Genomic DNA, 11,391 nt, shown 5'->3' with positions numbered 1-11,391 from the left:
ATCACAGGAGCCTTGCCATGACCGCCCCGAAACACAGCACGCAGCAGTACCAGGCGTTGGATGCGGCCCATCATATCCATGCCTTTCTCGACCAGAAGGTGCTGAATGAGAAGGGCGCTCTGGTGATCGCCAAGGGGCAGGGTCTTAACCTGTGGGATAGCGATGGCAAACGCTATCTCGACGGCATGTCCGGGCTGTGGTGCACAGCGCTCGGCTATGGGCGTGCTGACCTGAATGCCGCTGCCAGTCGGCAGCTCGAAGAACTGCCGTACTACAACCTGTTCTTCCAGACCACACACCCGCGGGTCGTGGAACTCTCCGAGCTGCTCTTCAGCCTGTTGCCGAAGCATTACAGCCATGCCATCTACACCAACTCCGGCTCCGAGGCCAACGAGCTATTGATCCGCAGTGTGCGCCGTTACTGGCAGATCCTCGGCAAGCCGCAGAAGAAAGTGATGATCGGCCGCTGGAACGGCTACCACGGCTCGACCCTGGGCAGTACCGCCCTGGGCGGCATGGGCTTTATGCACGAGATGGGCGGCATGCTGCCGGACTTCGCCCATATCGGTGAGCCTTACTACTTCGCCGAGGGCGGCGACCTGAGCGAGCAGCAGTTCGGCCTCAAGGCCGCTGGCGAGCTGGAAGCGAAGATCCTCGAACTGGGCGCCGAGAACGTCGCCGCCTTTGTCGCCGAACCCTTCCAGGGCGCTGGCGGCATGATCTTCCCACCGGCCAGCTACTGGGCCGAGATCCAGCGCATCTGCCGCCAGTACGACGTGCTGCTGTGCGCCGACGAGGTGATCGGTGGCTTCGGTCGCACCGGGGAATGGTTTGCCCACCAGCACTTCGCTTTCCAGCCGGACACCCTGACCATCGCCAAGGGTCTGACCAGTGGCTACATTCCCATGGGTGGTCTGGTGTTCAGTGCGCGGATGGCTGAGGTGCTGGTGCAGCAAGGTGGCCTGTTCGCTCATGGCCTGACCTATGCAGGTCACCCGGTGGCGGCGGCGGTGGCCATCGCCAACCTCACTGCGCTGCGTGACGAGAAGATCGTCGAAACGGTGAAAACCGACACCGGCCCCTACCTGCACAACCTGCTGCGAGAGACCTTTGCCGGGCATCCGGTGATCGGCGATATCCAGGGTGTCGGCCTGGTTGCTGCGTTGCAGTTCGCCGAAGACAAAGGCACGCGCAAACGTTTCGCCAACGAGAACGACATCGCCTGGCACTGCCGCACCGTTGGTTTCGACGAGGGCCTGATCATTCGCTCGACCCTCGGCCGGATGATCATGGCGCCAGCGCTGGTCGCCACCCATGCCGAGCTGGATGAGCTGGTGGAGAAGACCCGCCGCGCGGTGGATCGAACCGGGCGTGAACTGAATCTGCTGTAAACCAACGTGTTCCGTAGAGAGCGCTGAAGACTACTGTGCCGGCCCCATGAGGCCGGCCTGCGATACGCCCTTGGCCCCTGGCCTGCACCTGCCCCATGGAAACCAAAAACAAGCCAACAGGCTGTGGGAGTGCCTCATGAACAAGTCCTTGCGCCACCGTGTCATCCGCTCTTTTGCATGCACCGCCGTCGCCGCCGGCATGGCCGTCAGCGCCCAGGCCGGAACCCTGACCCTCGGGCACACCACTTGGGTCGGTTACGGCACGCTTTACCTGGCCCGTGACCTCGGTTACTTCAAGGAGCAGGGGCTGGATGTCGAGTTCACCGTGATCGAGGAGTCGGCCATGTACATGGCGGCCCAGGCCTCGGGCAAGTTGTCGGGCTCAGCATCGACCATCGATGAAATCCTCAAGTATCGTTCGAAGAACTTCTGCTTCAAGGCCGTTGCCGCGCTGGACGAAAGTCACGGCGGTGATGGCGTGCTGGTGGGTAACGAAGTGACCAGCCTGGAGCAACTGAAAGGCAAGGCGGTGGCGGTCAACGAAGGTTCGGTATCGCAGTTCTGGCTGTCCTACCTGCTCAAGCAGAAGGGCATGAGCATGAGCGATCTGGAAATCCAGAACATGACGGCTGACGATGCGGCCACTGCATTCATCGCCGGCCGCATACCGGCGGCTGTGACCTGGGAGCCGCACCTGTCGCTGGTCAAGGCGAAAGAGCAGGGCAAGGTGCTGATCGACAGCAGCGAGACGCCCGGGGTAATCGTCGACGTGGTGGCGTTGTCCTGCGACGTGATCGAGAAGCAGCCAGACGATGTAAAGGCGCTGGTCGCTGGCCTTTACAAGGCAGTCGAGTACACCAAGACCCATCCGCAGGAAGCCTACGAAATCATGGCCAAGGGCGTTGGCGGCTACCTGTCCGATCCGAAGGACCTGGTCGAGGCAGCCAAGGGCGTGAAGTTCTATGACCAGGCCATGAGCGAAAAACTGCTCGGCACCCCGGGCAAACCGGGCGACATCGCCGGCCTCATCGGCCTGGCCAACGAGACCTGGACCAGCCTGCAGGGCAAACCTTACGCAGTGAGCTACGAGGACCTGGTGGATACCTCGTTCGTTACCCCGTAAGCGTTCCGTCCGCTGGCTGTTCACGCCACTGCCACGATGCCTCTCGACATCCGCGCGCGGTGTGAGGCGTGGCAGCCACGGGCTTCTCAAATACCTGCAACACGAGGTGGTTCATGGCCACGCAAAAAACCTGGGCGCAGCGCTGTCTGACGCCCAAAGTAGAGCTGCCACGCAAGCTGGTGCTCGGCACCGGCGCCCTGTGCTGGTTGTTGGTGCTCGGCCTGTGGGCCGCTTTGTCGTACGGCGGTGTGGTGCCGTCGATGTTTCTGCCGAACCCTGGTCAGGTCGTCGAAGCCGGCGTGCGCCTGGCCGGTGACGGCACCCTGAGCAAGCATGTGCTGTCCAGTCTGGAAGTGGTGCTGATCGGCTTTGCCTTGTCGTCTCTGGTCTCGGTGCCATTGGGCCTGTTGATGGGCAGCTTTCGCATCGTCCAGGCGTTCCTCGAACCCCTGGTCAACTTCATCCGTTACCTGCCGGTGACCTCCTTCGTGCCGCTGTTCATCCTGTGGATCGGCATCGGTCTGGAGCAGCGCGTGGCGGTCATCATCTTTGGTGTGTTCTTTCAGCAACTGGTGATGATTGCCGACGTGTCCAAGGGCGTGCCGCGGGATCTGATCAACGCCAGCTACACCCTTGGCGCAAGTCGCCGCGATGTGGTGTTGCACGTACTCGGCCCAGCCTCGCTGCCCGGCATCCTCGATACCTTGCGAGTCACCATGGGCTGGGCCTGGACGTACCTGGTGGTGGCCGAGCTGGTGGCCGCCTCCAGTGGCCTCGGCTACATCAGCCTCAAGGCCATGCGCGGCTTCCAAGTGGACGTGATTTTCCTGGCCATCGCCATCATCGGCCTGCTCGGGCTGATTACCGATCAACTGTTTCGATTGCTTCGGCTGAGGATTACCAAATGGGCGCAGTAGCCAAGAAACCCTACGTGATGCCCGCGCTCAGCGAGTACGCTGAGGTCACCGCGCGCCTGCGTGTGGACAACGTCAGCCTGCGCTATCAGTCGCCCAACGGCGACACCTTCACCGCCCTGGACCGGGTGTCTTTCGAGGTACCGGATCAACAGTTCGCGGTGATTGTCGGTCCGTCCGGCTGTGGCAAGTCGAGCCTGCTCTACCTTACCGCTGGCCTCAACGAGCCCAGCGAGGGCGAAATCTATGTGGGTGGCGAGCGGGTCGAAGGGCCGGGTGCCGACCGCGGCATGGTGTTCCAGGGCTACACCCTGTTCCCGTGGCTTACGGTTCGCCAGAACATCGAGTTCGGCCTCAAACGCCGTAAGCTGGAGTCCAGCGAAATTCGCACCATTGTCGAGTTCTATCTCAATGAAGTGGGGCTGGCGAAATTTGCCGAGCATTACCCGAAGCAGTTGTCCGGCGGCATGATGCAGCGGGTGGCCATCGCCCGCGCGCTGGCCAACGATCCACAGATCCTGCTGATGGACGAGCCTTTCGGGGCCCTCGACAGCCAGACCCGCCTGCAGATGCAGCAATTGCTGCTGCAGGTGTGGGGCAACAGCAGGAAGACCGTGGTGTTCGTCACCCATGACATAGACGAAGCGATCCTGCTCGCCGACCGCATCTACGTGATGGGTGCGCGCCCTGGCCGTATCAAGGAAATTATCGATGTACCGATCGAACGCCCGCGCACCCTCGACGTGGTGATGGAGCCGGAGTTCATCCGCATGAAGCGGCACATCCTCGGCCTGCTGCACGACGACCTGGAGGCGGTGCACTGAAATGGATGACGCCTTCGACTACCTGATCGTCGGTGCCGGTTCCGCCGGCTGTGTATTGGCCAACCGCCTCAGCGCCGACCCTGCCGTGCGCGTGTGCCTGATCGAAGCGGGTGGCAGCGACGCCAGCCCACGCGTGCAGGTACCAGCCGGCACCATCACCCTGTACAAGAGCCGCGTGTTCAGCTGGAACTACTTTTCCACGCCGCAGCAGCATCTGGCCGGGCGCAGCCTTCACACGCCGCGCGGCAAGGTGCTCGGTGGCTCCAGCTCGATGAACAGCATGATCTACATCCGCGGCGATACCAGTGATTACGAGGGCTGGCAGGCGGCGGGCTGCCCCGGCTGGGGCTGGCAGGACGTGCTGCCGTATTTCAAGCGTTCGGAAGATAACCGTCTCGGTCAATCGTTGCTGTATCACGGCACTCAGGGCGAGTTGCTGGTGGACAAGCCGCGTGATCCCAACCCGCTGTCCAGGGTTTATATCCGCGCAGCGGAGCAGGTGGGTCTGCGTCAAAACGACGATTTCAATGGCGGTACCCTGGAAGGCGTGGGTATCTACAACGTGACCCAGAAGAACGCCAAGCGCCTGTCCAGCTATCGGGCCTTCGTCCATCCCGTGCGTGAGCGCAGTAACCTCACCGTGCTCACGGGCTGCCAGGTGGAGCGGCTGATCCTCGAGGGTGACCGCGTCACCGGCGTAGAGCTACAGCAGGGCGAACAGTGGCGTGCCTTGCGCTGCCGTCGTGAGACCATTCTCTGCGCCGGCTCCCTCGGTTCAGCGCATCTGCTGCTGAAGTCCGGCATTGGCCCCAAGGCCGAGCTGGAGGCCGCCGGTGTGGCTTGCCGGGTTAATCTGGCCGGCGTTGGCAAGAACCTCCAGGATCATGTCGATGGCCTGGTTACCGTGCGCTCGAAGAGCCCGCTATCGCTGGGCTTCTCCCTTGGTTCGCTGCCCAAGGTGCTGGTGTCGCCGTTCAAGTACCTGGCGCAGAAGATGGGCTGGCTGACCACCAACTACGTCGAGGCCGGCGGCTTTGCCCGTACGCCCCTGGCCGAAGGGCTGCCCGACGTACAGATGCATTTCGTGCCCGGTTATCGCAGCCACCGCGGACGGCTGTTCGAGTGGGGTCATGGCTATGCCATTCATACCTGCGTGCTGCGCCCGAAAAGCATTGGTGAGGTGCGTCTGGGGGCGGGACGCAGCCTGCTCGTCGACTTCAACTTCTTCAGCGACGAGGCGGACGCACGCGTATTGATCGAGGGTGTGAAACTGGCGCGCAGGATTCTTGCCCAGCCAGCCTTCGATAGTTCGCGTGGCGTCGAGATGTTGCCAGGATCAGACGTGCAGACCGATGAGCAGTTGCTGGCGCATTTGCGCGAGTGCGCGACCACCGTGTTTCACCCGGTTGGCACCTGCAAGATGGGCTCTGACGAAATGGCGGTGGTGACACCGGCGCTGAAGGTGCGCGGCATGGAGAACCTGCGGGTTGCCGATGCCTCGATCATGCCGACGCTGATCAGCGGCAACACCAACGCGGCGTGCATCATGATCGGCGAGCGTGCGGCAGATTTTATCCTGAGCAGCGAGGTACCCAGTCTGACGGCCAGGTACCCGCTTATGCCGGAGGCTTAGAAAGCCAGGCCGACCTTCAGGCCAATCTGTTCCTGCTTGAGCTTGCTGTTCTCGGTCAGCACGCTGTCGCTGTCGACTTTGTAGTTGGTGCGGGTGTAGTACAGGCTGGTGCTGATCGGCAGGTTGTTGATGCCCTTGTTCCACAGCACGGTCAGTTCGGCATAGGGATTGGCCTTGTCCTTCAGGTCTACGGTGTCGCTGCCTGCGCCGCTGACTTTCAGCTCGGCTTCCGCGTCGAGCGAGTAGCGCGCACCGGCTTCGAGGCGGACGGTGTAGTCCGGGGTCAGGTAGTTGTAGCCGACACCTGCCTTGGCGAATGGCGACTTGCTGGTCAGCTTGACGTTGGTATCGAGCGGACCGACGTTGTCCTGTTCGATACGGCCCCAGTCGTAGCCACCGCCGACGATGAAGTCGATGTAGTTGTTGGTGCTCAGCGCAGCGCGCAGGCCCAGGTCGAGGTCGGCGCGGGCCGACTTGTATTCGTCATCGTCCTTCTCACGGTACTGGCCTTCGATGCCCGCCTGATAGATGAAGCCTTCATGACCGGTCAGCTTGTTGCCGAAGTTGTAGAACAGGCCGCCCTGGTTCAGACGTTCCTTGTCGCTCTCGCCGAAAGTGGTCTGCTTGTACTGGTTATGCGAGCCGATCACACCGATGGTGGAGATGGGGTCTGTGATCGAGTCGGCGTAAGCGTGTGAAACGCCGGCCAGACAGATGGCGAGTGCAGTTTTCGAAGCGATTCCATTGATTTGCATGGCTGAATCCTTGGCAGTCTGTTCATGTAAAGGCATGCACCGAATCGAATGTGGTGCAGGCCGGTGGACTGTGCGTCGCTCACGATATTCGAGCCACCAGACGAACGGTAGCGGGCGACGATGCAGGTCAGCTGGGCCAAGATCCTGTCAGGCTATAAATGACTTGTCGGTCAACTTTTCGAAAAGGCGATTCAACGCCGTGTCGCAGGAGGCTACAGCCTGCTCTGCAGGGCGATCAGTCCAGCTTGATGACCTTGACCAAGACGATCTTGGGGCCCTTCATCTTCTTGATGATCAGCCGCAGCCCCGCCGCTTCGAGGGACTCTTCTTCCTCGGGCACGCGTTTGAGGGTTTCGTAGATCAGCCCGGCGAGGGTCTCCGCCTCGATATGGTCGAGGTCGACGCCCAGCAGACGCTCCAGCTTGAACAGCGGCGTGTCACCACGCACCAGCAACTTGCCGGGCTGATAGGTGAGAATGCCGCGCTCGGCCTTGCGGTGCTCGTCCTGGATATCGCCGACCAGGGCTTCCAGCACGTCTTCCATGGTCAGGTAGCCGATGACCTTGCCATCGGCTTCCTCGACCAGGGCGAAGTGGGCCCCCCCCTTGCGGAACTGCTCCAGCAACTCGGAGAGCGGCAGGTTGCGGTTGACCTTCTCCAGCGGGTGCATCAGTTCGCTGAGGCGCAGCGTCGATGGCAGCATTTCCAGCAGCGACAGGTGCAGCAGCAGGTCCTTGATGTGCAGCACGCCGACGAACTCGCCAGCGGCCTCGTCGTAGATCGGGTAGCGGCTGTATTTATGACGACGGAACAGGCTGAACACTTCGTCCAGCGTGGCATGGAGTTCGAGGTAGATCAGGTCTTCGCGGGAGTTGGCCCAGTCCACCACTTCCAGTTCGCCGAGCTCCACCGCCGAGGCCAGTACACGCATGTCCTGATCGGTCGGGTCGCTGGCACGGCTGGAGTGCAGGATCAGCTTGAGTTCATCGCGGCTGTAGTGATGGTCGTGGTGCACGCCCGGCTCGCCCTGGCCGGCGATGCGCAGGATGGCGTTGGCACTGGCATTGAGCAGGAAAATCGCCGGGTACATGGCCCAGTAGAACAGGTACAGCGGAACCGCCGTCCACAGTGACAGCAGCTCGGGCTTGCGGATCGCCCAGGACTTGGGCGCCAGCTCGCCGACCACGATGTGCAGGTAGGAAATGATGAAGAAGGCGGTAAAGAAGGCGATAGCGTGGATCAGCTTCTGCGATTCGATACCGATCGACGTCAGCAGCGGTTCGAGCAGGTGGGCGAAGGCGGGCTCGCCGACCCAGCCAAGGCCGAGCGATGCCAGGGTGATACCCAGCTGGCAGGCCGACAGGTAGGCGTCGAGTTGGCTGTGCACGGTACGCAGGATGTGTCCGCGCCAGCCATTCTCCTGCGCCAGGGCCTCGACCTTGGTGGCCCGCAACTTGACCATGGCGAACTCGGCGGCGACGAAGAAACCGTTGAGCAGCACCAGGAACAGGGCGAACAGCACAAGGCCGAAATCGGCGAAATAGGCGGAGAAGGAGACGCTCGTAGAGGGATCCATGGGGCATTCGTGTGACCGGATATTGCTAAAGGGTGGGGCCTGGGGCAGTGCTTTGCAATAGGGCCGGGGTCAACGACCCCTAAAGTGCTCAGCGGTCGCGCTGCGCTATCTGGGTTGTCGGGAAATGACAGGTGAACAGGCTGCCCCTGCCGACCACGCTGGTGATGGCCAGCTGGCCCCGGTGGCGCAGCAGCACGTGCTTGACGATGGCCAGCCCCAGCCCGGTACCGCCGGTGTTGCTGGCACGGCTCGAGTCCACCCGGTAGAAGCGCTCGGTCAGGCGCGGCAGGTGCTTGGCCTCGATACCCGGCCCGGTGTCCTGCACCGACAGGTGGGCGCCCTGTTCGTCCTGCCACCAGCGGATGCGGATTTCACCATCGGCCGGTGTGTACTTGACCGCATTGAATACCAGATTGGAAAAGGCGCTGCGCAGTTCCGACTCGCTGCCCTTGAGCCGTAGATCGGCGTCGGCTTCCAGGCTGATGCGGTGATTGCGCTCGGCGGAAAGCGCCAGGGCATCGGTCTTGATCGAGCGCAGCAACTGTTCGACCGGTACGGGCTGATTGTCGGATGGATAGTCGGTGGCTTCCAGCTTGGCCAGCAGCAACAGGTCGTTGAGCAGGCATTGCATGCGCGAGCCCTGCTGCTGCATCTGCTGCAGGGCTCGCCGCCAGCGCGGATTGATTTCGTCGACGTTGTCCTGCAGGGTTTCCACGTAGCCGGAAATCACCGTGAGCGGCGTGCGCAGCTCATGGGACACGTTGGCGACGAAATCCTTGCGCATCTGTTCCAGCTGGTGCAGGCGGGTCACGTCGCGGACCAGCATCAGGTGTTCCTGGTTGCCATAGCGGGTGATGTTCAGTTGCAGTTGCCGGCGTGGATTGACCGGTGAGGGCAGTTCGAGGGGTTCGAGGTAATTGCCGCGCTCGAAATACTCCTTGAAGCGCGGGTCACGTACCAGGTTGGTGATGGACTGGCCGCTGTCTTGCGGGGTTTTCAGGCCCAGCAGGGTTTCCGATGCCTTGTTCCACCATTCCAGGTTGCCCTGGCTGTCGAGCATGATGACCGCATCGCGCAGGGCCGCAGTGGACTCCTGAACCCGGTCGATCACTGCCTGCAGGCGGCCACGGGCACGCTGGTTGCGGCGCTGCAGGTGGTAGATGCTGTCGAATACCTCGCCCCACAGGCCGTAGCCGTCGGGTGGCGGTTCGTCGGGCTGGTGATCCCTGAGCCAGGCGTGCAGGCGCAGCAACTGGCTGAGCGTCCAGGCCAGGTGGATGGCCAGCCCCAGCGCCAGCGCCCAGGCATATTCCCCGGTGATCACCCCCAGTACCAGGCAGGCTGCGACCAGTAGCAGCAAGCGGCGGGTGATTGCGCCGCGCCATTGGCTCGTCACGTTGTTCCCATCCGCCAGCCTGTCCCTGTCATGTTGCGCTCCAGGCTGTCGGTCAGCCTTTGGTGGAAAAACGGTAGCCGGTGCCACGCACTGTCTGCACCAGATTTTCGTAGGCTTCGCCGAGTGCCTTGCGCAGACGGCGGATGTGCACGTCGACGGTCCGCTCTTCGACGTAGACGTTGCCGCCCCATACCTGGTCGAGCAACTGGCCACGCGTGTACGCGCGCTCCTGATGCGTCATGAAGAACTGCAGCAGGCGGTATTCGGTAGGGCCCATTTCCGCCGGTTTGCCGTCGATGGTCACGCGATGGCTGATCGGGTCGAGCAGCAGCCCGCCCACTTCGATCGGCCCCTCGCTGTCGCTGGGGCCGGCGCGCCGCAACACCGCTTTCAGGCGGGCGACCAGTTCGCGGGGCGAGAAGGGCTTGGTGATGTAGTCATCGGCACCGACCTCCAGGCCCTGGATCTTGTTGTCCTCTTCGCCTTTGGCGGTGAGCATGATGATCGGGATATCGCCGGTCAGCTCGTCGCGCTTGAGACGCCGTGCCAGCTCGATGCCGGAAGTGCCCGGGAGCATCCAGTCGAGGAGGATCAGATCGGGCTTGCGGTCGACGATGATGGCGTGGGCCTGCCCGGTATTCTCCGCCTCCAGGCAGTCGTAGCCAGCCATTTCCAGCGCCACCACGATCATTTCGCGGATCGGCGCTTCATCGTCGACGATCAGGATGTTCTTGCCAACCATGGATCGGGCCTCGGTTCATTCAACTGTCATGCGGCGCATTAGATAACGGAATTATTGCAGCGATATGACAGCCGTGCGGCAAAGCGAAGCGCGGTGTGTTCTACGCAAGCTCCTAGCGCAGTGCGTAATCGAGCACGATGCCGATGAATATCGCCAGGCCGGCCCAGTGGTTGTGCAGGAACGCCTGGAAGCAGACCAGCGGTTCACGCCGGCGGGTCAGGTGATATTCCCAGGCGAAGCAGGCGGCGGCGACCAGCAGCCCGAGGTAGAAACACAGGCCCAGTTCGAAGCGTGCGCCGGCCAGCGCCAGGCACAGCAGCGCCAGCCCCTGCAGCACCAGGATGATCTGCCGATCGGCATCGCCGAACAGGATCGCCGTGGATTTCACGCCGATCTTCAGGTCGTCTTCACGGTCGGCCATGGCGTAGTAGGTATCGTAAGCGATCGTCCAGATCACGTTGGCGAGCAGCAGCAGCCAGGCGGCGACCGGCAGGCTGCCGGTCTCTGCGGTGAAGGCCATCGGCATGCCCCACGAGAACGCGGTGCCCAGCACCACCTGGGGGTAATAGGTGTAGCGCTTCATGAAGGGGTAGAGCGCGGCCACGCCCAGGGCGCCGAACGACAGCCAGACGGTGGTGGCATTGGTCAGCAGCACCAAGGCGAAACTCAGGGCGATCAGCACGGCGAACAGGATCAGCGCTTCGCGGGAGGTGACCCGGCCACTGGCCAGCGGACGGGCCTTGGTGCGGCTGACATGACCGTCGAAATGACGGTCGGCATAGTCGTTGATCACGCAGCCCGCCGCGCGCATCAGTATCACTCCGACCACGAAGATCGCGAGGTTCTTGAGGCTCGGTACACCTTGCGCGGCGATCCACAGCGCCCACAGCGTCGGCCAGAGCAGCAGGTAGATGCCGATCGGCCTGTCCAGGCGCATCAACTGCACGAAGTCCCCGGCGCGTGGGTGCAGGCGGTCGAGCGATTGCAGCAGGCGGGTGTACATCGAAGGTGTCTCCTGGCATTTCATACCGTTCATG

At 62.5% G+C, this 11,391-nt stretch carries 10 protein-coding genes; 5 read left to right on the top strand and 5 right to left on the bottom strand.

The annotated features are described in order from the left end of the window. Positions 1-17: 17 nt before the first annotated feature. The 5 genes from BLR94_RS04325 (at position 18) to BLR94_RS04305 (ending at position 5,885) form a co-directional block, all read left to right on the top strand. On the top strand, positions 18-1,391 hold the full coding sequence (locus tag BLR94_RS04325) for an aspartate aminotransferase family protein (protein WP_084303547.1): 1,374 nt from the start codon (positions 18-20) through the stop codon (positions 1,389-1,391). 136 nt (positions 1,392-1,527) lie between these two features. Beyond that, positions 1,528-2,514, top strand: coding sequence for an ABC transporter substrate-binding protein (locus BLR94_RS04320; protein ID WP_084303546.1), 987 nt, complete (start codon positions 1,528-1,530; stop codon positions 2,512-2,514). Between the two features lie 113 nt (positions 2,515-2,627). After that, positions 2,628-3,431, top strand: a complete 804-nt coding sequence (locus BLR94_RS04315) for an ABC transporter permease (RefSeq protein WP_084303545.1) — start codon at positions 2,628-2,630, stop codon at positions 3,429-3,431. A 17-nt stretch (positions 3,432-3,448) separates the two neighbouring features. Further along, positions 3,449-4,252, top strand: a complete 804-nt coding sequence (locus BLR94_RS04310) for an ABC transporter ATP-binding protein (protein ID WP_420492665.1) — start codon at positions 3,449-3,451, stop codon at positions 4,250-4,252. Position 4,253: 1 nt separating this feature from the next. Further along, on the top strand, positions 4,254-5,885 hold the full coding sequence (locus BLR94_RS04305; protein ID WP_084303543.1) for a GMC family oxidoreductase: 1,632 nt from the start codon (positions 4,254-4,256) through the stop codon (positions 5,883-5,885). Here the strand turns inward: BLR94_RS04305 and BLR94_RS04300 are convergent. From BLR94_RS04300 to ubiA, 5 genes are all read right to left on the bottom strand, one after another. Then, the gene (locus BLR94_RS04300; RefSeq protein WP_084303542.1) at positions 5,882-6,640 is read right to left on the bottom strand and encodes a hypothetical protein; all 759 of its coding nucleotides are present in this window, start codon (positions 6,638-6,640) and stop codon (positions 5,882-5,884) included. The two genes, BLR94_RS04305 and BLR94_RS04300, sit on opposite strands and share 4 nt — an antisense overlap. Before the next feature lie 235 nt (positions 6,641-6,875). Next, positions 6,876-8,216, bottom strand: a complete 1,341-nt coding sequence (locus BLR94_RS04295; protein WP_084303541.1) for a hemolysin family protein — start codon at positions 8,214-8,216, stop codon at positions 6,876-6,878. Between the two features lie 88 nt (positions 8,217-8,304). Continuing rightward, entirely contained in the window at positions 8,305-9,612 is a 1,308-nt protein-coding gene (gene phoR / locus BLR94_RS04290; RefSeq protein WP_084303540.1) for a phosphate regulon sensor histidine kinase PhoR, read from the bottom strand. Between the two features lie 52 nt (positions 9,613-9,664). Further along, positions 9,665-10,354 (bottom strand): phosphate regulon transcriptional regulator PhoB, encoded by a 690-nt coding sequence (gene phoB, locus BLR94_RS04285; protein WP_084303539.1) that lies wholly within the window; start codon positions 10,352-10,354, stop codon positions 9,665-9,667. A 112-nt stretch (positions 10,355-10,466) separates the two neighbouring features. Continuing rightward, entirely contained in the window at positions 10,467-11,357 is an 891-nt protein-coding gene (gene ubiA, locus BLR94_RS04280; RefSeq protein ID WP_084303538.1) for a 4-hydroxybenzoate octaprenyltransferase, read from the bottom strand. Positions 11,358-11,391: the final 34 nt, after the last annotated feature.

It is taken from the genome of Phytopseudomonas flavescens, assembly GCF_900100535.1.
GTDB lineage: Bacteria > Pseudomonadota > Gammaproteobacteria > Pseudomonadales > Pseudomonadaceae > Aquipseudomonas > Aquipseudomonas flavescens.
Note: the sequence above shows the minus strand (reverse complement) of the source record. Positions and strands in the feature narration are given on the sequence as shown.